This is a genomic window from Novosphingobium ginsenosidimutans (genome assembly GCF_007954425.1).
Taxonomy (GTDB): domain Bacteria; phylum Pseudomonadota; class Alphaproteobacteria; order Sphingomonadales; family Sphingomonadaceae; genus Novosphingobium; species Novosphingobium ginsenosidimutans.
Genome location: NZ_CP042345.1, coordinates 1920001 through 1941792 on the forward strand (window position 1 = coordinate 1920001; position 21792 = coordinate 1941792).

General features: G+C 65.5%; 17 protein-coding genes and 1 pseudogene (1 of these 18 only partly in view). 13 read left to right on the forward strand and 5 right to left on the reverse strand.

Going from position 1 to position 21792, the window contains the following annotated elements; all coding sequences use genetic code 11:
• Both FRF71_RS09580 and FRF71_RS09585 read left to right on the forward strand, forming a co-directional pair.
• A protein-coding gene (locus FRF71_RS09580; RefSeq protein ID WP_147090443.1) for a PEPxxWA-CTERM sorting domain-containing protein crosses the window boundary here: on the forward strand, positions 1-44 show its end. The gene continues 634 nt to the left of window position 1, outside the view; 44 of the gene's 678 nt are visible here — the last part of the coding sequence; its start codon lies beyond the left edge, outside the window; it ends in the stop codon at positions 42-44.
• Between the two features lie 167 nt (positions 45-211).
• A complete protein-coding gene (locus FRF71_RS09585; protein WP_147090444.1) occupies positions 212-1324 on the forward strand; it encodes a cell wall hydrolase in 1113 nt (370 codons plus the stop codon).
• 6 nt (positions 1325-1330) lie between these two features.
• Here FRF71_RS09585 and FRF71_RS09590 read toward each other — a convergent pair.
• The 3 genes and pseudogenes from FRF71_RS09590 to putA form a co-directional block, all read right to left on the reverse strand.
• A pseudogene (locus FRF71_RS09590) lies at positions 1331-2569 on the reverse strand (3-hydroxyacyl-CoA dehydrogenase); the annotation flags it as partial.
• A gap of 34 nt (positions 2570-2603) precedes the next feature.
• On the reverse strand, positions 2604-4193 hold the full coding sequence (locus tag FRF71_RS09595) for a fatty acid--CoA ligase (RefSeq protein WP_147090446.1): 1590 nt from the start codon (positions 4191-4193) through the stop codon (positions 2604-2606).
• 69 nt (positions 4194-4262) lie between these two features.
• Positions 4263-7379 carry a bifunctional proline dehydrogenase/L-glutamate gamma-semialdehyde dehydrogenase PutA gene (gene putA / locus FRF71_RS09600; protein ID WP_147090447.1) on the reverse strand — a complete coding sequence of 1039 codons (3117 nt, stop codon included), beginning with the start codon at positions 7377-7379 and terminating at the stop codon, positions 4263-4265.
• A 77-nt stretch (positions 7380-7456) separates the two neighbouring features.
• On the opposite strand from putA, the gene yfiR reads away from it, so the two are divergent.
• From yfiR to FRF71_RS09655, 11 genes are all read left to right on the forward strand, one after another.
• Positions 7457-8032 (forward strand): regulatory sequestration protein YfiR, encoded by a 576-nt coding sequence (yfiR, locus tag FRF71_RS09605; protein WP_147090448.1) that lies wholly within the window; start codon positions 7457-7459, stop codon positions 8030-8032.
• Positions 8029-9252: a diguanylate cyclase DgcN/YfiN gene (gene dgcN / locus FRF71_RS09610; RefSeq protein ID WP_147090449.1), complete on the forward strand. Its 1224-nt coding sequence runs from the start codon at positions 8029-8031 to the stop codon at positions 9250-9252. Before yfiR ends, dgcN begins: the two co-directional genes overlap by 4 nt.
• Complete coding sequence (gene yfiB / locus FRF71_RS09615; protein ID WP_147090450.1) at positions 9252-9749, forward strand: outer membrane lipoprotein YfiB; 498 nt, start codon at positions 9252-9254, stop codon at positions 9747-9749. Before dgcN ends, yfiB begins: the two co-directional genes overlap by 1 nt.
• A gap of 34 nt (positions 9750-9783) precedes the next feature.
• On the forward strand, positions 9784-13356 hold the full coding sequence (locus tag FRF71_RS09620; RefSeq protein WP_147090451.1) for a hydantoinase B/oxoprolinase family protein: 3573 nt from the start codon (positions 9784-9786) through the stop codon (positions 13354-13356).
• Positions 13357-13361: 5 nt separating this feature from the next.
• Positions 13362-14030 (forward strand): DUF969 domain-containing protein, encoded by a 669-nt coding sequence (locus FRF71_RS09625; protein WP_147091605.1) that lies wholly within the window; start codon positions 13362-13364, stop codon positions 14028-14030.
• The gene (locus FRF71_RS09630) at positions 14027-14962 is read left to right on the forward strand and encodes a DUF979 domain-containing protein (protein ID WP_147090452.1); all 936 of its coding nucleotides are present in this window, start codon (positions 14027-14029) and stop codon (positions 14960-14962) included. The genes FRF71_RS09625 and FRF71_RS09630 overlap by 4 nt, the downstream gene beginning before the upstream one ends.
• Positions 14962-15954, forward strand: coding sequence for a DUF2891 domain-containing protein (locus FRF71_RS09635; RefSeq protein ID WP_147090453.1), 993 nt, complete (start codon positions 14962-14964; stop codon positions 15952-15954). Before FRF71_RS09630 ends, FRF71_RS09635 begins: the two co-directional genes overlap by 1 nt.
• Before the next feature lie 73 nt (positions 15955-16027).
• Positions 16028-17518 (forward strand): carotenoid oxygenase family protein, encoded by a 1491-nt coding sequence (locus tag FRF71_RS09640; protein WP_147090454.1) that lies wholly within the window; start codon positions 16028-16030, stop codon positions 17516-17518.
• Positions 17519-17572: 54 nt separating this feature from the next.
• Positions 17573-19057 carry a sodium:solute symporter family transporter gene (locus FRF71_RS09645; RefSeq protein WP_192900000.1) on the forward strand — a complete coding sequence of 495 codons (1485 nt, stop codon included), beginning with the start codon at positions 17573-17575 and terminating at the stop codon, positions 19055-19057.
• Between the two features lie 10 nt (positions 19058-19067).
• Entirely contained in the window at positions 19068-20240 is a 1173-nt protein-coding gene (locus FRF71_RS09650; protein WP_147090455.1) for an alpha/beta hydrolase family protein, read from the forward strand.
• Positions 20241-20318: 78 nt separating this feature from the next.
• Positions 20319-20543 carry a hypothetical protein gene (locus tag FRF71_RS09655; RefSeq protein ID WP_147090456.1) on the forward strand — a complete coding sequence of 75 codons (225 nt, stop codon included), beginning with the start codon at positions 20319-20321 and terminating at the stop codon, positions 20541-20543.
• A gap of 75 nt (positions 20544-20618) precedes the next feature.
• Here FRF71_RS09655 and FRF71_RS09660 read toward each other — a convergent pair whose 3' ends face one another.
• Together FRF71_RS09660 and FRF71_RS09665 are read right to left on the reverse strand one after the other, a co-directional pair.
• A complete protein-coding gene (locus FRF71_RS09660; protein WP_238339166.1) occupies positions 20619-21140 on the reverse strand; it encodes a DNA-deoxyinosine glycosylase in 522 nt (173 codons plus the stop codon).
• A 98-nt stretch (positions 21141-21238) separates the two neighbouring features.
• Complete coding sequence (locus tag FRF71_RS09665; RefSeq protein WP_147090457.1) at positions 21239-21790, reverse strand: CinA family protein; 552 nt, start codon at positions 21788-21790, stop codon at positions 21239-21241.
• Between the last annotated feature and the right edge of the window lie 2 nt (positions 21791-21792).

Below are 21792 nucleotides of genomic sequence, written 5' to 3' on the forward strand. Positions count from 1 at the left end.
GTCGCCGCAATCAAGCCCGGCCGACGAACGTCAGTTACGCGTAAGGCGAGGTTGCTGGCCGTTGCCGCAAGAAGCGGCTTCGGTCACGCAATCCCGCAGCATGGCCTGACGGGTGTAGGTTTAACTCTTACTCCCGCAGGCCAACACAGAAACCCCGCTTTGGCGGGGTTTTTTGTTGTTCGGTTAACCCGGCGCGCGATAGGACCCGGCGATGAGTGCGAACCGCGGGCTGAGACTGGCCCTGATTCCCATCACAATTGCCGTGCTGATCGCGCTTGCGGTGGCGCTGGGGCTCGCCCTTTCCAGTGGCAAGGTCGATCGCGCTGCGGAATTGGCGCGGTTGCCTGGCCTGCCCAGTGTAGCTCCAGTCCTTACCGCGCCGCCATCGCTGTCCGAAATGGATGCTGCCCGCGCGCGCAATGCCGCCGTGCCCTTTGTGAAGGGGCCGATCAGCCCCGCACCGCGCTTTGCCTTCAAGGGTTCGGCCGAAGACCGCCATCGCGCGGCCGAATGCCTCGCGCTCGCGGCCATGGCCGAGGCCGGCCCCAGCGACATCGGCCAGCGCGCCGTGATCCAGGTCGTGCTCAACCGCGTCCGCCATCCGGCCTTTGCGAAGACGGTCTGCGGCGTGGTGTTCCAGGGCAGCGAGCGGGCGACCGGTTGCCAGTTCACCTTCACTTGCGATGGCTCGCTGGCGCGGCGCTATTCGGACAGCGCCTGGCTGCAGGCCCGGATCCGCGCCGGCGAGGCGCTGGGCGGCTACGTCTTCAAGCCGGTTGGTCTAGCCACGCACTACCACACCGACTGGGTCTATCCCTACTGGAGCCCGGAGCTCGACAAGCTGGCGAAGATCGAAACCCACCTGTTCTTCCGCTGGCCGGGGTTCTGGGGCACGCGGGCGGCCTTTTCGGCCGCCTATCGCGGCGGCGAACCTGATCCAGCCACCTTGTTTGGCGATGCGGCAGCGATCCTGACGGAAGCGGCGCCCATGCCCACGCCCGTACCCGATGCACCGAAGATCGACAGCGGCACGGTCGTGATGCGCAACACCGGCGGCAAGGCCAACTTCATCCTGCTGGCGGGTACGGCCACGGCGGACGCGTTGGCCGCTGCCCGCGCGGTCTGCAACCAGCCAGGGACCTGCCGCGTGCTAGGCTGGACCGATCCGGCGGCAATTCCGCAGTCCTTCCCGATCCCGCCGGCGGCCCGCGCTGCGCTGCAATTCAGCTATACGCGCGATCCCTCGGGCAGCGAGATCGTGCTCTATGGCTGCGGGCACTTTGCGGGCGTCCTGCGGGAGCAATGCATCCCGCGGGCGCGCTGAGCAGGCTCAGTCGCTGAACTTGCCGCCGCTCGCCGCCAGCTTTTCCAGCAGCGGCGCAACCGGCAGGCCGTGGCGCTTCAGGCCCTCGGCGATCTTGCCCAGGCCTTCGTGATCGGCCCAGTACATGATCCCGCCGGTCCAGGCCGGCCAGCCATAGCCGTTAAGCCAGACCAGATCGATGTCGCCGGCGCGCTGGGCGATGCCTTCTTCCAGGATCAGCGCCCCTTCCGAAACCATTGGATAGAGGAGGCGTTCGAAGATCTCCTGCTTGCTGACCTCGCGCTGGGCGACGCCAGACTTGCTGGCGAATTCGGCGATGATCGCCTTGACCTCGTCCGAGGGGCTGCGGCTGCGGTCCTCGGCATAATCGTAGAAGCCCTTGCCGGTCTTCTGGCCCCAGCGACCAGCGGCGCAGAGCGCTTCGCGGATCGTGGTGACCTTGGTGGGATCGCGGTGCCAGCCGATGTCGAGACCGGCGAGGTCGCCCATCTGAAATGGTCCCATCGGGAAGCCGAAGTCGAGCAGCACCTGATCGATATCGTAATAGGCCGCGCCTTCCATCAGCAGGGCATTGGCCTGCTCCTGGCGCTTGGAGAGCATGCGGTTGCCGATGAAGCCGTGACACACGCCCGAGACGACCGGAACCTTGCCGATCTTGCCTGCGAGCTGCATCACCGTCGCCAGCTCGCTTGCGCCCGTCTTGGCCCCGCGCACCACTTCGAGCAGCTTCATGATGTTGGCGGGTGAGAAGAAGTGCATGCCCAGCACGGCTTCGGGCCGCTTGGTGGCCGAGGCGATCTCGTTCACGTCGAGGTAGCTGGTATTGCTGGCTAGGATCGCGCCCGGCTTCACGATGGCGTCCAGCCGTCCGAAGACGTCCTTCTTCACTTCCATCGATTCATAGACCGCTTCGATCACTAGGTCGCAATCGGAGAGGCTTTCGAATTCCAGGCTGGGGGTCAGACGTGCCATTGCCGCCTCCGCCACTGCCGCTTCGATCCGGCCGCGCTTGACGCTGGCTTCGTAGTTCTTGCCCATCACCGCAACGCCGCGATCGAGCGCGGCCTGTTCGCGCTCGACGATGGTCACCGGGATGCCGGCCGAGAGGAAGTTCATCGCGATCCCGCCGCCCATGGTGCCGGCACCAATCACGCCCACCTTGTTGATGGCGATCAGCGGGGTGTCCGCCGGCAAGTCGTCGATCTTGGCGCAGAGCGCGAGCGCGGCGGCGATGTGGTCCTTGGCACCGGGCAGGGCGTCGGTCATTTCGGCAATCCTCTCAGTTAACCTGGCGGTCGTAGCCCGCCCAATAGGGTGCGCGCAATTCGCGGCGCAGGATCTTGCCGCTGGGGTTGCGCGGCAGGGCTTCGATCGTATCGACTGACTTTGGCACCTTGAACCCGGCGAGCCGTTCGCGGGCCCAGCCGATGATGCTGTCCGGATCGATCGTATGGCCAGGCTTGGGTACGCAGATGGCCTTGACCGCTTCGCCCCACTTCGCATCCGGCACGCCGATCACGGCGACTTCCAGCACGTCGGGGTGGCCATAAATCCCGCTCTCGACCTCGGCCGGATAGACGTTCTCGCCGCCGGTGATGATCATGTCCTTGGCGCGATCATACATGTAGACGTAGCCGTCTTCATCCATATAACCGACGTCGCCAGTGGCGATCCAGCCATCGGCGTCCATCGTGCTGGCGGTCGCTTCGGGCAGCTTCCAGTAGCCCAGCATGTTGTTGGACGAACGGGTGACGATCTCGCCGATCGCGCCCACCGGCATGGCCTGGCCGTCCTGGCCGCGGATCATCACTTCGACGCCGGGCAGCGGCTTGCCGGCTGATCGCATCCGCTGATTGCCTTCGACCGAGTGGTCCTCGGGCGGCAGGGTGCAGATCGTGCCGGTGGTTTCGGTCATCCCGTAGGCCTGGATGAAATCGGCCCCAAACATGGCAATGCATTGGCGCAGCAGCTCGAGCGGGATCGGCGAGGCGCCGTAGAGGATATAGCGCAGGCGGCTGAAATCGGTCTTGGCGCAGTCCGGATGCTGCAGCAGCAGCGCCAGCGCGGCCGGTACGATGAAGAACCGCGTTACGCCGCGGTTGACCACGGCATCGAACACCCGGGTCGGCTCGAATTCAGAGAGGACCACGCCGGGCAGGCCAGCTGCCAGCGACATGACGCCCAGCCCGGTGCCGCCGATATGGGCGCAGGGCATGGCGACGAGGATGGCCTCGTCCTCGTCCATCAGGGTATAGGGGTGCGGGTTGTCCACTCCTGCCTTGCGCAAGGCAAACAGGTTGGCGTTCGAAAGCACTGCGCCCTTGGGATTGCCAGTGGTGCCCGAAGTGTAGAGCTGCAGCACAGCATCGTTCGGGCCCGATGGCTCGAACTCCGCGCGCGGTGTCTCCTTCATCACCTTGCGGGTTTCTTCCGCTGTGTAGCAGGCGATCAAGCCGGGGCGCTTGCCCAAGGTATTGGCGCAGGCTTCGAACCCGTCGCCCAGGAACAGAACCTTTGCTTCGGCATTGTCGATGATGAAGGCAGCCTCAGGTTCGGCCAGCCGCCAGCCGACCGGCGTCATCACGATCCCGGCACGCGCCGCGCCGAAGAACAGGGTAAAGTAAGTTGTCGCGTTCTTGCCGAACCAGGAAACCCGATCGCCTTTCTTGAGGCCGAGCGCGAGCAGCGCGGAGGCAACGCGCGCGGTCGCATCCTCGAGCTCACCATAGGTCAGCGACAGGTCATCGCCGTCGAGCGCGATGATTTCCGGACGGTCCTTCGCCCAGAAGCGGATGAACTCATCAAACGTGAACAGATCGATCGTGCGCTTGGCGCGCTCTAGCAGCCGATCGTACTTGGCCTGATCCATTTTTCTCTCCCGGTTGGGAGCTATGTTAAGCGCGCGATTAAGATCGGCAAGAGCCAAGCGACGGGAATCTTATCCTCCGGCCATCAGGCTGGCATTGCCGCCCGCCGCAGTGGTGTCGATGCAGGTCACCCGCTCGGTCGCGAAGCGCGGCAGATAGTGCGGCCCGCCGGCCTTCGGACCGGTGCCGGAAAGCCCTTCGCCGCCAAAAGGCTGGCTTTCCACCACGGCGCCGATCTGATTGCGGTTCACGTAGAAATTGCCGACCCGCGCCTTGGCCTCGACCAGCCGCCGGGTCGCGTCGATCCGGCTGTGCAGGCCCAGGGTCAGGCCAAAGCCGGTGGCGTTGATCGCCTCGATCACGGCCTCCAGCTCATCGCCTTTGAACCGGGCAACGTGCAGGACCGGGCCGAAGTTTTCGCGGGAGAGGTCGCCGATCGCTTCGATCTCGATGATCGTGGGGGCGACGAAGGTACCCTTGGCGCAATCTGCCGGAAGCTCGCGCTGCCAGACCGGGCGGCCGGCTGCCTTCATCGCGGCAATATGCTGGTCAAGCGCGGCCTTGGCCTCGGCATCGATCACTGGGCCGACATCGGTGGTGAGCGCCTGCGGATCACCGATCACCAGGGCTTCGAAGGCGCCGCGGATCATCTCCAGCATGCCGTCGTAAACATCGTCCTGCAGGTACAGCACGCGCAGCGCCGAGCAGCGCTGCCCCGCGCTCTGGAACGCGCTGGCGACGACATCGCGGGTAACCTGCTCGGGCAGGGCCGAACTGTCGACGATCATCGCGTTCTGCCCGCCGGTTTCGGCGATCAGGGCGGCGATCGGCCCGTCGCGTTGGGCGAGCGCGCGGTTGATCGCCCGGGCGGTCTCGGTGGAGCCGGTGAAAGCCACGCCCGCCACTTCGGGCCGCGCGGTCAAGAGCGCGCCGACTGCACCGTCTCCGGGCACCAGTTGCAGTACATCGTCGGGAATACCGGCCTCGTGGCACAGCCGCACGGCCAGCGCTGCGATCAGCGGGGTTTGCTCGGCCGGCTTGGCAAGGACCGCGTTGCCAGCAGCGAGCGCGGCCGAAGCCATGCCGATGAAGATCGCCAGCGGGAAGTTCCACGGGCTGATCGTCACGAAGACGCCGCGGCCATGCAGCGTCAGCCGGTTGCTTTCACCGGTCGGGCCAGGGAGAGGGCGGCCCTCGCCAAAGTGCGCGCGCGCTTCGGCGGCGTAGTAGCGCAGGAAATCGACCGCCTCGCGCAGCTCAAGCACGGCATCGACCAGCGACTTGCCGGCCTCGCGCTGGCAGAGCGAGAGGAATTCGGGCGTGTGCGCTTCAAAGGCATCGGCGGCCTTCTCCAGCAGCGCCGCACGTTCAGCCCCGCCCAGTGCATTCCAGCCCGGCTGGGCCTTGGCGGCGCGTTCGGCGGCAAAGGCGACTTCGGCGGCGGAGGCGTTGCGGATCGTCCCGACCACCTTGCTGTTGTCATAGGGCGAGCGAATCTCGGCGGCCTGACCCGGCTCACCCGCCAGCGCTGTCGGCTCAGCCTCCCAGCATAGCGTGGCGAGTTCATCCAGATGTGCCAGCAGCGGCCTACGCAGCAGCGGATCGGCCAGGTCCACCCCGGCACTGTTCAGGCGGCCCGGGAAGATCTGGTGCGGTAGCGGGATCGCCGGGTTGCGGCGCGGGGTCAGCGCAGCCAGTTCCTCAACCGGATCGCGGACCAGGTCATCGACCGGCACCTCGGCATCAGCCATGCGGTTGACGAACGAGCTGTTGGCGCCGTTCTCCAGCAGCCGGCGGACGAGGTAGGCCAGCAGTTCTTTGTGCCCGCCAACCGGCGCATAGATCCGCACGGGGGTGCGGCGATTGCCGGTCTCGGCCTCGAACCTGGCCAGTTCGGCATAGACATCCTCGCCCATGCCGTGGAGCCGCTGGAACTCAAATTCGGTCTCACCAGCCAGCGCCTTGATCGCGCCGACGGTATAGGCGTTGTGCGTCGCAAAGGCCGGATAGATCGCATCGGGCGTGGCCAGCAGCTTGGCTGCGCAGGCGAGGTAAGACACGTCGGTCGCGACCTTGCGGGTGAAGACCGGATAGTCGACCTGCCCGCCAACCTGGCTCAGCTTGATCTCGCTGTCCCAGTATGCGCCCTTGACCAGCCGGACCATGATCCGGCGGCCATGGCGGCGAGCCAGCTGGACCACCCAGTCGACCAGCGGCACAGCGCGCTTCGAATAGGCTTGCAGTGCCAGACCAAAGCCTTGCCAGCCGCCTGCAAACAGCTCGTCGTCGCTGGCCAGGGCTTCGATGATGTCCATCGACAGCTCCAGCCGTTCGGCCTCTTCGGCGTCGATGGTGAAGTGGATATCGGCAGCGCGCGCCTTCAGCGCCAGCGCCTTGAGCATCGGCACCAGTGCGGCCTTGGCGGCATCGGCATGGAGGAAATCGTAACGTGGGTGGAGCGCCGAAAGCTTGACCGAAATCCCCGGCGAGCGGACCACGCCGGCTCCAGCTTCCTGCGCGATCCGGTCCAATGCGGCTTCGTAGCTCAGCCGATAGCGCTCGGCATCGGCGAAGGTCATCGCCGCTTCGCCCAGCATGTCGAAGCTGTGCGTCAGGTTCTGCTTCCGCTCCGGCGCGGCGCGTTCCAGCGCCTCGTCGATGGTCCGGCCGAACACGAACTGACCGCCCAGGATCTTCATCGCCTGCAAGGTTGCCTGGCGGATCACCGGCTCGCCAAGTCGGCCGACGGCGCGCTTCAAGACTGCGCCCAGGCCATCGGCCTTGGCCCGGCGCTGGTCGAGCACCTGGCCCGTCAGCATCAGCGAGAAGGTGGCCGCATTGACGAAGGTAGAGCCGCTTTCACCAAGGTGTTCCGACCAGTCGATCCCGCCGAGCTTGTCGTGAATGAGGGCATCGGCGGTGGCCGCATCGGGCACCCGCAGCAGCGCCTCGGCAAGGCACATCAGGGCAATGCCCTCATCGGTTCCCAGGCCGTAGGTCTGGAGGAAAGCGTCAAGCCCGCTGGCCTTGTGCGCCCGTGCGCCCTCAACCAGCCGCGCCGCAATCCGCCTGGCCTCGGAGTGTACCGCACTGGCCGGAGCGGCCTGACGGAGGCGCTCGGCAATGCAGGCTTCCTCCTCCATGCGATAGGCTTCACGCAGGGCGGTGCGGTCGATCGGTGCAGGCATGAATCGCGCCTAGCACTGGTTGCGTCGGAAACCAATTCCCGCATTGCCTTGCAATTGCTGTTGTTCTGCGCAAAGGCTTGAGCCGGGTCGATAAACGGGTGGTTACAACAGCTCTCCTGTCTGCCGCGCTCCTGGCGCTTGGCGATATGCCGCCTGTGGTAACAGGCGATCCCCTGCTGACGCCATTCGCTTTGGCCGGCGCGGCCGAGGCCGGCAACTATGACCCGGCGGTCGCCCGGGTGGTGCAATCGCTGGTCGAATATACCCGCTGGCCCAGTCCCAGAAATCCGCTGCGGCTCTGCGTGGCCGGGCCGGCACTCTATGCCGGCCGCCTCGATGGCCTGCGGCTGGCCGACGGCCGCCTGATCGAGCGCCGCACTCTGCCGCCTGGTGCTGTTACAGCGGGCGCCTGCGATGCCGTCTACATCGGCCAACTCGCCCCACCGGCGCAGCGGCAGCTGACCACCGTCCTGCGTGGGCGCGGGGTGATGACCGTGGCCGAAGCTGACCCCGCCTGCCGCAGTCAGGCGATGTTCTGCCTTAGCTTTTCGGCCCAGGCGGTCTCGTTCCGCCTCAATGTCGATGCGGTCGCGCGCTCGGGCCTGAGGGTCGATCCGCGCGTGCTGCGTCTATCGACAGGAGGCCAGCCATGAGCACGGCGCGGCTCCTGACCATTCGCGAGATGCTTGGCCGGGTCCACCTGCGGCTGATCCTGTTCGCGGTGCTGCTGGCGGCGGCCAGCCTGACGCTCAGCGGGGGGCTGGTGATCCGCAGCTATGCCCAGCGCAACCTCGATCTGGTGGCGCGAACCGTGGCCTACACCGTAGAGCCGGCCGTGGTTTTCGATGACCGACAGGCAATCCTCGACGGGATCGCTTCGGTTGCCGACAGCGGCGGGGTGCGCCAGGTCGAAGTGCGCGATCCGACCGGACGCGTGCTGGCGACTTGGACCAATCCGCGCGCTGGTTTGCCTGACTGGTTGTTGGCGGCCGGCAACCGGCTGCTCTGGCGCCGCCCGGCTACAGCGCCGCTGGTCCACAGCGGGACCCGGATCGGCGAGGTTCGCATCACCGGCAATCCCGAAGCCCTGCTGCGCTTTGCCCTGGCCGGGACGATCATCGCCCTGACCACTCTGGCGCTGACGGTCATCGCTACCCGCATCCTGGCGCGCCGGTTGCAGCGCGACGTGATCGGCCCGCTTGAGCACGTGGCCGAAGTGGCCCACGCCGTGCGGACCGAGCGTTCGTTTGATCGCCGCGTGCCCGTGGCCGGGATCGCCGAGATTGACCGCTTCGGACAGGACTTCAACGCCCTGCTGGCGGAACTGCAAGGCTGGCACGCCACCATGACGCGCGAAAATGCCGAACTGGCCGAACGGGTTATGCTTGATCCGCTCACGGGTCTGGGCAACCGGGCGGCGTTCGAGGCTGCTTTGCCCCGCGCCGTGACCGCTGCGGTGACCGCCAGCCAGTCCTTTGCCGTACTCTATTGCGACCTGGACCAGTTCAAGGCGATCAACGATACGCATGGCCACGCGGCTGGAGATGCCGTGCTGGTGGCAGTGGCCCGGCGGATGCTGGCGGTGCTGCGCCAGCAGGATCGGGCGTTCCGGCTGGGCGGAGACGAATTTGCCGTCCTGCTCGCGCCGGTCGACGCCGACGAAACCGCCTGCCGGGTCGCAGCGCGGCTTGGCCAGGCCATGGCGCCGCCGATCGACCTGCCAGGTGGCCAGACGGTTTGCACCGGGCTGAGCGTCGGGATCGCGACCTATCCCGATGATGGACTGGCACCGGAAGAGCTTCTGCGGCGCGCCGACCATGCGATGTACCACGACAAGCGCGTGCGCAGTCAAAACATTAGGGAGGACCATTGATGCCCAGACTGATTCTGCTCGCAATGCTGGCGCTGCTCGCGGCCTGCCAGACTACGCCGACGAAGCCGACCTTTTCCAAGCAGCAGGTCGCTCTGCTGGTGGCCGAAGGGTTCAAGCCAGTGGGCGAAAACTACGAACTTGGCATTGCCGACAAGGTGCTGTTCGAAGTCGATCAGAGCGACTTGCCGCCTGAAGCCGCAGCGATTGTCGACCGGCTGGCCAAGGCGCTGGTTGGCGTTGGCATCAGCGGTGCGCTGGTGGAAGGGCACACCGATTCGACCGGGTCGGACACCTACAACCAGGCTCTGTCCGAACGGCGCGCCAATACGGTCAAGGAAGCGCTGGTCAAGGGCGGTCTTTCACCCAGCGGCATGCGCGCCCAGGGCTTTGGCGAGACCGACCCGATTGACAGCAACGATACCGAGGATGGCCGTGCCCAAAACCGCCGGGTCGTGGTGGTGGTGACCCCGCTCGACGCGGTGCCCGTCGGCAAGTGATTGCCTCTCTCGTCAGCCGCCCTATGACGGCGGCATGATGGGTGAGTGGCAATTCTGGATCGACCGCGGCGGCACATTCACGGATGTGGTGGCCCGCGCGCCGGATGGCCGGGTACTGACCGCCAAGCTCCTGTCCGAAGATCCGGCCCGGGACGAGGATGCGGCTATTGCCGCAATCCGGCAGTTGAGCGGCACAGGAGCGGGGGCGCTGCCGCACGCCGCCGTGCGGATGGGTACAACCGTTGCCACCAATGCCTTGCTCGAGCGCAAGGGGGAACCGACCGTACTCGCCATTACCCGCGGCTTTGGCGATGCGCTGCGGATTGGCACACAGGAACGGCCCGAACTGTTCGTGCGGCAGATCGTCCTGCCCGAGCCGCCCCACGCCCGCGTGATCGAGATTGCCGAGCGGGTGAAGGCCGATGGCACTGTGCTGGAACCGCTGGATGAAGCCCAGGCCAGCGCCGCCTTTGCCGAAGCTGTGGCCGCCGGCTTCTGCTCGATCGCGATCGTGCTGATGCACGGCTATCGCTATCCGGCGCACGAGGCGCGGCTGGCCGAACTGGCGCGGTCCGCCGGGTTTACCCAGGTCTCGGTCAGCCACGAGGTTGCTCCGCTGATCAAGCTGGTCGGGCGCGGAGATACGACGCTGGTTGATGCCTATCTCTCGCCAGTGCTGCGCCGCTACGTCGATCAGTTCACCACGGCGCTGGGCGGGGCCAACCGCGCCCTGTTCATGCAATCGAGCGGCGGGCTGGCCGATGGTGCCAGGTTCCGCGGCAAGGACGCGATCCTTTCGGGCCCCGCTGGCGGCATCGTCGGCATGGCGCGCACGGCCGAGGCGAGCGGTGCCCGCAAGGTAATCGGCTTCGACATGGGCGGCACTTCGACCGATGTCAGCCACTATGCCGGCCAATTCGAGCGCGACAGCGAAGTGCGCGTCGCCAATGTCCGGATCCGCACGCCGATGTTGCGGATCCACACCGTAGCGGCAGGTGGCGGCTCGATCTGCCGGTTTGATGCCGGGCGGCTGGTGGTCGGGCCTGAAAGTGCAGGGGCCGTGCCGGGGCCGGCCTGCTACCGCAATGGCGGGCCGCTGACCGTGACCGACTGCAACGTCATGCTCGGCAAGCTGCGCCCCGAACACTTCCCGCACCTGTTCGGGCCGAACGGCGACCAGCCGATTGATCCCGCAGTGGTGGCCGATAAGTTTGCGGAAATGGCCGCGGCGATCCAGGCTGAGACAGGACAGCTGTTTCCGCCCGCGGCGCTGGCCGAAGGCTTCGTCACAATTGCCGTTGCCAACATGGCCCATGCGATCAAGCAGATCTCGGTCGCGCGCGGGCATGACGTGACCGGCTATGCCTTGTCATGCTTTGGGGGCGCGGGCGGGCAACACGCCTGCCTGGTGGCCGATGCGCTGGCGATCGATACCGTGCTGGTCCACCCGCTCGCCGGGGTGCTTTCTGCCTATGGCATGGGCCTTGCCAGCGAAGCGGCGGTGCGTGAACAGACCTTGGGGCAGCCGCTAGCCGATGGCCTCGCCGCAGCGGACAATCTGGCCCAGGAGCTTGGCCAGCAAGTCCGCGGCGAACTGAGCGGGGAAGCCTCGGAAGTCCGTACCCGCTTGTTCCTGCGCCGCGAAGGCTCTGAAAACACTATCGAGCTGCCGCGCGGCGAGCCCCAACAGCTCGCCGCTGCCTTCGCCGCCGCGCACCGCGCGCAATTCGGCTATGATGGCGATGGCGCGCTGGCGATCGATCGGGTGCGCGTGGAAGCGATCGCTGCCGGTGAGATCACGGGCGGGCTCGACTGGCCGCTGCCGGAACAGGCTGGACCGGCGCTGGAAACAATTGACTGCTATCTGGACGGCGCAGATCACCGTGTTGCGGTCTACGACCGCGCTGCCTTGCCCGCAGGCTTTGCTGCACCCGGGCCGCTGATCGTGATCGATCCGCTCGCCACCACGGTGGTGGAGCCGGGCTGGTCGCTGACGGTCGATGGCGATGGCACCCTGCGGCTGACCCGCACCGCGCCGCGCGCCGCAGCGCTCGCCAGCGGAACCGAGGTGGACCCCGTCCGCCTCGAGATATTCAACGGTCTGTTCATGGCGATCGCAGAGGAGATGGGCTCGGCGCTCGCGCGCACGGCCATGTCGGTCAACATCCGCGAGCGGCTCGATTTCTCCTGCGCGATTTTTGATGGGGCCGGACGGCTGGTGGCCAACGCGCCGCATATGCCGGTGCATCTCGGCTCGATGGGGGAGAGCGTCCAGGCCGTCTTGCGGGAGCGGGCCGGAGGCAAGGACGGAAGGGGCATCCGCCGCGGCGATGCCTATGTCCTCAATGCGCCCTATGCCGGCGGCACCCATCTACCGGACATAACCGTGGTCATGCCAGTCTTCGTCGGGGAAGGGCAGGAGCCCGACTTCTATGTCGCCGCGCGCGGGCATCACGCCGATGTCGGCGGGATCGCGCCCGGATCGATGCCGCCCAGCAGCCGCACGATTGGTGATGAAGGGGTGCTGCTTGAAAATGTCCTGCTGGTCGACGAAGGCCGCTTCTGTCGGGACGAGCTAGCCGCGATCCTTTCGTCCGGGCTGCATCCGGCGCGCAATGTCGAAGCAAACCTCGCCGATCTCGCGGCGCAGGTTGCGGCCTGCGCCCGCGGTGCCGCCGGGCTGGAGCGGGCCTGCACCGAACACGGCGCAGATGTCGTCCGCGCCTATATGGGCCATGTCCATGACAATGCCGAGGAAGCCGTGCGCCGACTGATCGGACGGCTTGAGGATGGCAGCTTTCGCTATGAGCTGGATAACGGCGCGGTGGTCTGCGTTGCAGTGCGGGTGGATCGTGTGGGCCGCCAGGTGACGATCGACTTTGCCGGAACGAGCGACCAGCTGCCCGGCAATTTCAACGCGCCCTTCAGCGTGGTCCGCGCGGCTGTGATGTATGTCCTGCGGACCATGATCGACGATCCGATTCCAATGAACGAGGGCTGCCTCGCCCCAGTCAAGATCCTGGTGCCCGAAGGGTGCATGCTGCGTCCGCGTTATCCCGCAGCGGTCGTGGCCGGGAATGTCGAGACCAGCCAGGTCGTCACCGATGCGCTGTTCGGCGCCTTCGGCGCGATGGCTGCGGCACAGGGGACAATGAACAATCTGACCTTCGGCAATGACCGTTACCAGTACTACGAGACGATCGCCGGCGGTTCTGGCGCGGGACCGGACTTCGACGGGACCAGTGTGGTTCAGACCCACATGACCAACAGCCGCCTGACCGATCCCGAAGTGCTCGAAACGCGGTTTCCAATTCTGCTTGAGGCGTTCGCCATAAGGCGCGGATCAGGTGGAGCAGGGCGGCATCGCGGCGGTGACGGGGCGCTGCGGCGGCTACGCTTCCTGGAAACGATGGAGGCCGGCATGCTCGCCAATCGCCGCCGCGTGCCGCCATTCGGACTGGCCGGCGGCGCGCCCGGAGCGCCTGGTGCAACGCGCGTAGAACGAACCTCAGGTGAAGTTGAGGTTCTCGATTCCACCGCTTCGGTGCTGATGAATCCGGGTGACGTGATGGTCGTCGAAACGCCGGGCGGGGGAGGCTACGGGTGAGCGAGATGTGGGTCCTGTCCGGCATCGCGGTCATGGTGCTGGGCTTCGTGCTGCGCTTCAATCCGCTGTTGGTTGTGGTCGCCGCTGCGGCAGTGACCGGCGTTGCAGCTGGGCTTGATCTTCAGGCAATTGTTTCAGCCTTCGGAAAGGCATTCAACAACACTCGCTACGTCTCTGTAGTATGGATTGTTTTGCCGGTGATCGGTCTGCTCGAAGCGCATGGGCTGCAAGAGCGCGCCCGCGGCCTGATTGCCGGCCTCAAGGGCGCCACGACCGGCCGGTTGCTGACCGGCTACCTGCTGATCCGCCAGGTCTCTTCGGCGCTCGGGCTGACTTCGGTCGCAGGCCACGCCCAGACCGTCCGTCCGCTCGTGGCACCGATGGCCGAGGCGGCGGCTGAAGGGCAGAAGGACCTGACCGAGGACGAGCGCGAGCATGTCAAGGCCATGTCCGCTGCGACCGACAACATCGGGCTGTTTTTCGGCGAGGACATCTTCATCGCGATCGGATCGATCTTGTTGATGGTCGGCTTCCTTGAACAACAAGGCATCATCCTCTCACCGTTCCAGCTTTCGGTCTGGGCCATCCCGACCGCAATCGCCGCTTTCGTGATCCACGGCTTCCGGCTGTGGCGGCTGGATCGGCAGCTCGGGCAGAAGGAGGCCGGACAATGATCGGCCTGCCATTCGTCTATACGCTCGCGGGCCTGACCTTCCTCGCTTTTGCCGTGCTCTCTTTGCGCGATGCCAGCAATCGGAAGCGCTGGGGCAATGGCGCGTTCTGGGGCCTGCTCGCGCTGTCGATGCTGGCGGGAGACCGGCTGGGCGATTTCGGCAATGGCCTGCTGGTCCTGGCCTTGGTGGCGATTGCCGGTACCGGGCAACTGGGCCGGGGCGCTGGGGGGACAACAGCAGTGGTCCGGGCCGAGCGCGCTGCCCGTTATGGCAACAAGTTGTTCCTGCTGGCGCTGGTGATCCCGGCGACGGCACTCGCCGGGACCTTCGGGTTCGAACATCTGCCGGGCCTGGTCAATCCCAAGCAGGTGACGCTGGTCAGCCTGGCGCTGGGTGCGCTGCTGGCATTGGTGACTGGCCTTGCCTGGCTGCGCCCGCATCCGGCGGCACCCTTGCAGGAAGGGCGGCGGCTGATGGATTCGGTCGGCTGGGCGGCGATCCTGCCGCAGATGCTGGCCAGCCTTGGCGCGGTCTTCGCGCTCGCGGGTGTGGGTGACGTGGTCGGCCAGCTGATGTCGGGTGTGATCCCAGCCGGTAGCAAGATCGGCGCGATCATCGCCTTTACCGTCGGCATGGCGCTGTTCACCATGGTGATGGGCAATGCCTTTGCCGCCTTTCCGGTGATGGCGGCGGCAATCGCAGTGCCGCTCCTTATTCATCAGTATGGCGGCGATCCGGCGGTGGTCTGCGCGATCGGTATGCTGGCAGGATTCTGCGGCACACTGATGACGCCGATGGCGGCGAACTTCAACATTGTCCCTGCCGCGCTGCTCGAACTGAAGGACCGCAACGCCGTGGTCTGGACCCAGGTCGGCACGGCGCTTCCGCTGCTGGCGGTCAACACGCTTTTCATATGGTGGTTTGCTTTCTGATGACGACCCTGACCGCCGATTACGCCGCGCGCTTCATGGCGCTAACCCTGGGCCACCTGACCCGCGAATTTCCGCACAAGCTTGACCACGTGATGGACGGGCCGGAGGATGCACGTACGCCGCGTCAGCTCCACCCAATCTTCTTCGGCAGCTTTGACTGGCATTCCTGCCTGCATGGCTGGTGGCAAGTGTTGCGGCTGGCGCGGCTCTATCCGAACCAGCCCGAGGCTGCGCGAGTCCATGCCCTGGCCGAAGAAATGCTGACCGCGGAGAATTTCGCAGTCGAGACCGCCTATCTTGCCCGGCCCTCGTCGCGCGGGTTCGAGCGGCCCTATGGCTGGGCCTGGGCGCTGGCGCTCCACGCCGAGATGGTTCGGCATGACCGGCCTTGGGCGCGCCATGGGGATGCCTTTGCCGCTGCCTTCGCCGAACGGTTCCGTCAGTTCCTGCCGCTTCAAACCTATCCGATCCGGGTTGGCACGCACTACTCCTCAGCCTTCGCGCTGACCCTGGCGCGCGATTGGGCGCTGGAGCAGGATCCGCGCCTTGTCGCCTTGTTGGACGCCCGTAGCCGCGACTGGTTTGGACAGGATCGCGATTGCCAGGCCTGGGAGCCAGGCGGTGATGAATTCCTTTCTTCCGCGCTGACCGAGGCGCTGCTGATGAGCCGGGTGCTGGGTTCGGACTTTGCCGATTGGTTCGATCTGTTCCTCCCGCGGGCCGCGCATGGGGAGCCCGCAACCCTGTTTACCCCGGCCACGGTCTCTGATCGCAGCGACGGCAAGATCGCTCACCTCGATGGGCTAAACCTCAGCCGCGCCTGGTGCTGGCGCGGGATAGCTGCGGCCTTGCCAAAGGGGCATGCGGCTCGGGAGCCGGCGCTGGCCACCGCGCAGCAGCACCTCGATGCGGCGCTACCGCATCTGGGCGATGATTACATGGGCGAGCATTGGCTGGCGACCTTCGCCCTGCTGGCACTGGAGCAGCGCTAAACCCCTGCATTACCGGCTGGCAGGCTGGCCGGGGACGCGTTAGTCTTCGCGCCAAAGAAAATGGAGCGGAAGCATGACGGCGCAATTGGTCGAGACCATCCGGTCGACCCTGAAGTCCACCGACCGGCCCTATATGCAGGGCGCCTGGCGGCCGAGCTTCAACGAATGGAACGCGCTGTTTGCAAATGGTGAGGCCGAGGTCATCGGCACGATTCCAGCGGATATCGATGGCGTATACGTGCGCACTGGCGAAGTGCCAGTGCACGAACCGATCGGGCGCTATCACCCCTTTGACGGCGACGGGATGATCCACTCGATCAGCTTCAAGGGCGGCCGCGCCGCCTATCGCAGCCGCTTCGTGCGGACCAAGGGCTTCCTTGCCGAACAGGAAGCCGGCCAGGCATTATGGGCCGGCCTGATGGAGCCGCCCCACAAGTCTACCCGGCCGGGCTGGGGCGCGCAGGAATGGCTCAAGGACAGCTCCTCCACCGACGTGGTGATCCACGCCGGCAAGATCCTTTCCACCTTCTACCAATGCGGCGAGGGCTATCGGCTTGATCCCTACACGCTGGACCAGGGCGGGACTGAGGGCTGGGTGCCGGACGACGGCATTTCCGCCCACGCCAAGGTTGATGAAGCGACCGGCGAACTGATGTTCTTCAACTATGCCAAGCACGCCCCCTTCATGCATTACGGGGTGGTCGGGCCGGACAACCAGTTGAAGCACTATGTCCCGATCCCGCTGGCCGGCCCGCGCTTGCCCCATGACATGGCCTTCACACCCAACTGGTCGATCCTCAACGATATGCCGCTCTACTGGAACGAGCAGCTGCTGGAACGGAACCTTCACGTCGTGAACTTCCACCCGGATCAACCGACCCGCTTCGGTCTGATCCCGCGCTATGGCCAGCCAGAGGAAATCCGCTGGTTCGAGGCTGAGCCGACCTATGTTCTCCATTGGCTCAACGCCTGGGAAGAAGGCGACGATGTGGTGCTAGATGGGTATTATCAGGAAGAGCCGATGCCCAAGTCCTACCCCGATGCGCCCGAGGGGTACGAGCGGATGATGGCCTATCTCGACCAGATGCTCATGAAGCCCAAGCTGCACCGCTGGCGCTTCAACCTGAAGACGGGCAAGACCACCGAGCAACGGCTGGATGACCGCATCCTGGAATTCGGCATGATCAACCAGGCCTATGCCGGGCGGAAAAACCGCTATGCCTATTCCGCCGTGCCCGAGCCGGGCTGGTTCCTGTTCCGCGGCCTCGTCAAGCATGACCTAACGGCCGGCACCAGCGAGACACTCGAATTCGGACCCGACCGCTTTGGCAGCGAGGCACCCTTTGCGCCCAGGATCGGCGCCCAGGATGAGGACGATGGGTACCTCGTTTCGTTCATCGCCGATCTCAACACCGATACCAGCGAATGCGTGCTGATCGACGCCAAGCGGTTCAGCGAAGGTCCCGTCTGCCGGATCGTGCTGCCCGAACGGTTCTGCTCGGGCACCCACGCCACCTGGGCGAACGGCGATGCGATCGGGATGGGACCGAACCCGCTGCTCTAGCCATGGTCGCTAATCGCTTGTAGCCTCCCGGCAAAACAACGGTGGGGAGCGCAAATGGGGCAGTTCTGGGCGAGCTTTGCGGGGCAGGTGACGATGGCGCTGGTCCTGCTGGCGGTGATCGGCTTCTTCACCTGGCGCACCACCACCAGGGCCGCCCACCCCGCGCACGATGGTTCAGCCAAGGACGTCTACCTGGCCAGCGGGGGCCTGAAATGGCTTTATGTCGCCGGGGCGATCACGCTGACCAACCTTTCGACCGAGCAATTGGTCGGCATGAACGGCAACCAGATGCTGCTGCTGGCCTGGTGGGAGCTGGCCGGCTTTGTCGGGCTGATGATCCTGGCCTTCGTGTTTGTGCCGGTCTACTACCGCACCGGCTGCACCACGGTGACCGAGCTGCTCGAGCAGCGTTACGACGGCGGTTCGATCCGGACGCTGATTTCGGCGCTGTTCCTGATCGGCAATATCCTAATTTACCTGCCGGCGGCGCTCTATTCAGGCACGCTGTTCCTCAAGTCGATGTTCGGGGTCGATTGGCCGCTGTGGTATTTCGCCGCGCCGATGGCCGTGATCGCGGCGGTCTATACGATCATGGGCGGTCTACGCGCCGTGGCGGTGATGGACACCTATTCGGGCATCGGCGTGCTGGCGATTGCGCTGCTGGTGGTGGTGCTGGCCTGCAATGCGATCGGCTGGGATTTCTCCGGCATTCCGCAGGAACGGCTGACCATGGTGGGGGACGCGGATTCACCGATCCCGTTCCACACGCTGTTCACCGGCATGCTGTTCATCCAGATCTTCTACTGGTCGACCAACCAGAACATCACCCAGAAAGCGATGACCGCGCCGACCGTGCGTGAGGCGCAGAAGGGCGTGCTGGCGGCCGCTGCGGTGCGGATCCTGGTCATCCCGGCGATTGTCGTGATCCCGGGCGTGGTCGGCTACAAGCTGTTCGGCGATGTCGATGATGCCGCCTATGGCCAGGTTGTCGCGGCGGTCCTGCCGCAGTGGCTCTCTGGAGCTTTTGCAGCGATGATGGCGGCGGCGGTGATTGCCCACACCGCGGCGATCCTCAACAGCTCGGTCGCGCTCTATGCGGTGGATTTCCACGCCAAGTTCGTGCGGCCGGTGTCGAACCACTGGCGGCTGGCCAGCACCGTCTCGGTGATCCTCACCATCACCTCGATCCTGATGGTGCCGGTGTTCCAGAACGCCAAGTCGATCATCAACCTGCTGCAGCAATTGAACGGTTTGTCCTCAATGCCGATCCTCTCGGCCTTCATCGTCGCGCTGCTGTTCCGGGGCGTGGCGGCGCGCGCGGCGATTGCCGGGGTGGTCTGGGGCGTCGCGCTCTATGGGCTCTACACCTTTGCCTGGCAGCCGGCCGGGCTTATCGGGGTCCACTATATCGACTTCATGGTGGTGACGCTGGCCACTTCGGTGCTGTTCGCGCTGGGCTTCAACCGGATCGTGCTGGGGCGAAGCGCAGAGTTCACCGGCTGGCGCGGGGTGACTGGACAAGCCGCGGCGGCGGCGTGAGACTGCGGCCATGACCCAGATCACCACCGACCGCCCGTCGACCGCCTATGACCGCATCCCCTACCTGATCGCCTTCGACGAGGTCAGCGCCTTCAAGGACACCTATGGCGGGGCGCTCGGCAAGGTAGTGGTCGAGGCCCACCACCTGAAGCCGCACACCCCGTCGGACAGCGTGGTGATCTTCTCGCACCCGATCGGCGGCGGGGCCTATCTGCCGCTGGTGGGGATGCTGGCGCGAATGGGCGTCCACACGATCTATTGCAACACGCGCTATCGGGGCAATGACACGGCGCTGATCATGGAGCGCGCGGTGATGGATTTTGCCGCCTGTATCCGCGATGCCAAGGAGCGGTTGGGCTACCAGAAGGTCTATCTTGGCGGGTGGTCGGGCGGCGGAGCGCAAAGCCTGTTCTACCAGGCCGAAGCGCAGGATCCGCGCGTTACGCATACCCCGGCCGGCGATCCCTATGACCTGACCGCCGCGAATTTTATCCCCGCAGATGGCGTACTGCTGCTGGCCGCGCACCTGTCACGCAACCTGACGCTGACCGAATGGCTCGATGCGTCAATCGAGGACGAGAGCCGCCCCTTTGATCGCAACCCGGCCTGGAACATCTTCGCGCCCGATGGCCCGAAGCCGCCGTTCTCGGCCGATTTCGTGGCCGAATACCGCGCCCGCCAGATTGCCCGCAATCGGCGGATCACGGCCTGGGTGAAGGAGCAGCTGGCCGATTTGAAGGCCAGGGGGCTGGAGCATCACGAGCGCTGCTTCACCGTCCAGGGCACCATGGGCGATCCACGCTGGGTCGATCCCTTGGTCGATCCGAACGAGCGCGAGCCGAACCATTGCATGCTGGGCGATCCCTTCGTGGTCAACGATGGTCCGGTCGGACTGGCGCGGTTCACGACGCTGCGATCATGGCTGTCACAGTGGTCCTATGACGATTCGCAGGCTGATGGTTTGAAGTGCGCCGCTCGGATTCACTGTCCGATGCTGGTGATCGAAAACGGCGCCGACGATGCCTGCACCCCCAGCCATGCCGCCCGGCTGATGGCGGCGGCTAAGCGCTGCGAGATCGACCATTATGTCATAAATGGCGCAAATCATTACTATTTTGGTCAACCGGCTCTGGCTCAACAGGCGGCCGGGCTGGTCCGCGACTGGATCGCGGCGCGCGACTGAAGATCATGGTGAATAAGCTATTGCGCGCCGCAAGATTCGATTCAATGATGGGGGTCTCAACAAGGGGGAGTTTCCCAAATGCGCAAGACTACCGTTGCCCTGACTGCTATGCTGGCCCTCGGCCTCGCCGCTTGCGGCGCCAAGAAGGAAGAAGCCGCTCCGGAAGCCGCTGCTACTGAAGCTGCTGCCACCGAAGCTGCTGCCACTGAAACCGCTGCTGCCACCGATGCCGCGACTGCCGCTGCCAGCGACGCCGCTGCTGCTCCGGCTGCCGAAGCTCCGGCCTCGGAAGCCGCCAAGTAATCCAACGCCTGACAGTGTTGATGGACCAAGGCCCGCCGGAAACGGCGGGCCTTTTCCGTTTTGACGCGCAGGGCGTCAGCTCAGGTGGCGTCCAATCGCGTTCCAGGCTGTTTGTTTCTGCGCCAGCGGCAGCGTGTGGGCCGGGCTGCTTGAAGGCAAGGTAATCAGCTCCACCGCCGCACCGGCATCCGCCGCCTGCCGCGCTGCCAGCTGACCATTGAAGGCAATCGCCCGCAGGTCCGGCAATCGCGCAACCAGTCCCGCCAGATCGGATCGCTCGGCAATCTTAAGGTCGGCATCCAGGCTGCCCTGGCGATGCCCGGTCGAGACAACGTCCCACAGCGCGACCCGGTGCGCGATCAAGGTGGCTAGCCGGTCCGCATAGTCGCACCCGACCAGGTCGACGCCAATCACACTGCCAACCAACTGCCAGAACTGGTTGCGGGGATTGGCATAGTAGCTTTGCCGGGCCAGGGACTGTGCGCCGGGTAAAGAACCGAGGATCAGGACCCGCGCATCCGGGCGATAGACCGGCGGGAATCCGCGCAACAACTCTGCTGCGGCTTCCGCGGTGGCGGAAGTGGGCTTGATCAGCACTTCGTCAATCCTTGGTTCGCTCGGGTCATCGTCTTCCTACGCCGACGGCGAGCCGAAGTAGCGGAAATGGATGAGACCGACCACCGGCCAGAGAAGCTTCAGGAATCAGACGCCGGTGCCGCAGTTCCCTGCTCCGCTTCGCTCCGCCCCAGGGCGGCGGACAGCAGATCGAGCGCCGTATCGATGCAGCACAGCCGGGTTGCGCCCCGATTGCTCGTGCCAAAGTGGCGCTCGGCATGAAGCGTAACACCTTCGCGCCAGGCGCAGGCGAAGTGTACCAGCCCGGCTTCCTCATCAGCGCCGCCTGGTCCTGCAAACCCGGTGACAGACAGCGCAAGATCGGCGGTCGAGTTGCGCAGGGCTCCTTCGACCATCGCTGTTGCGGCTTCTGGCGATACCGCGCCGAAGCGCTGGAGCAGTTCGGGCGATACACCCAGCATCCGCGTCTTGGCGCCATCGCTGTAGGTCACGAACCCGGCTTCGAAGACATGACTCTTGCCGGGTATGTCGGTGAAGAGCGAGGCGAGAATTCCGCCAGTGCAGCTTTCCGCAGTGGCCAGCCGGATATTGTCCTGTGTCAGCCGCGCCATGATTGCGTCGATCCGGGCCTCGGTTTGCGGGTGGAGAATGGGGGAGAAGGTTTCGGCCATCG

Excerpts from the sequence above, each read along its gene's own strand:
- FRF71_RS09665 (WP_147090457.1), bottom strand. The coding sequence starts at position 21,790 with ATGGCCGAAACCTTCTCCCCCATTCTCCACCCGCAAACCGAGGCCCGG.
- putA (WP_147090447.1), bottom strand. The coding sequence starts at position 7,379 with ATGCCTGCACCGATCGACCGCACCGCCCTGCGTGAAGCCTATCGCATG.
- FRF71_RS09640 (WP_147090454.1), top strand. The coding sequence starts at position 16,028 with ATGACGGCGCAATTGGTCGAGACCATCCGGTCGACCCTGAAGTCCACC.
- FRF71_RS09630 (WP_147090452.1), top strand. The coding sequence starts at position 14,027 with ATGATCGGCCTGCCATTCGTCTATACGCTCGCGGGCCTGACCTTCCTC.
- FRF71_RS09595 (WP_147090446.1), bottom strand. The coding sequence starts at position 4,193 with ATGGATCAGGCCAAGTACGATCGGCTGCTAGAGCGCGCCAAGCGCACG.
- FRF71_RS09650 (WP_147090455.1), top strand. The coding sequence starts at position 19,068 with ATGACCCAGATCACCACCGACCGCCCGTCGACCGCCTATGACCGCATC.
- FRF71_RS09645 (WP_192900000.1), top strand. The coding sequence starts at position 17,573 with ATGGGGCAGTTCTGGGCGAGCTTTGCGGGGCAGGTGACGATGGCGCTG.
- FRF71_RS09625 (WP_147091605.1), top strand. The coding sequence starts at position 13,362 with ATGTGGGTCCTGTCCGGCATCGCGGTCATGGTGCTGGGCTTCGTGCTG.
- yfiB (WP_147090450.1), top strand. The coding sequence starts at position 9,252 with ATGCCCAGACTGATTCTGCTCGCAATGCTGGCGCTGCTCGCGGCCTGC.
- FRF71_RS09655 (WP_147090456.1), top strand. The coding sequence starts at position 20,319 with ATGCGCAAGACTACCGTTGCCCTGACTGCTATGCTGGCCCTCGGCCTC.
- FRF71_RS09635 (WP_147090453.1), top strand. The coding sequence starts at position 14,962 with ATGACGACCCTGACCGCCGATTACGCCGCGCGCTTCATGGCGCTAACC.
- FRF71_RS09585 (WP_147090444.1), top strand. The coding sequence starts at position 212 with ATGAGTGCGAACCGCGGGCTGAGACTGGCCCTGATTCCCATCACAATT.
- dgcN (WP_147090449.1), top strand. The coding sequence starts at position 8,029 with ATGAGCACGGCGCGGCTCCTGACCATTCGCGAGATGCTTGGCCGGGTC.
- FRF71_RS09620 (WP_147090451.1), top strand. The coding sequence starts at position 9,784 with ATGATGGGTGAGTGGCAATTCTGGATCGACCGCGGCGGCACATTCACG.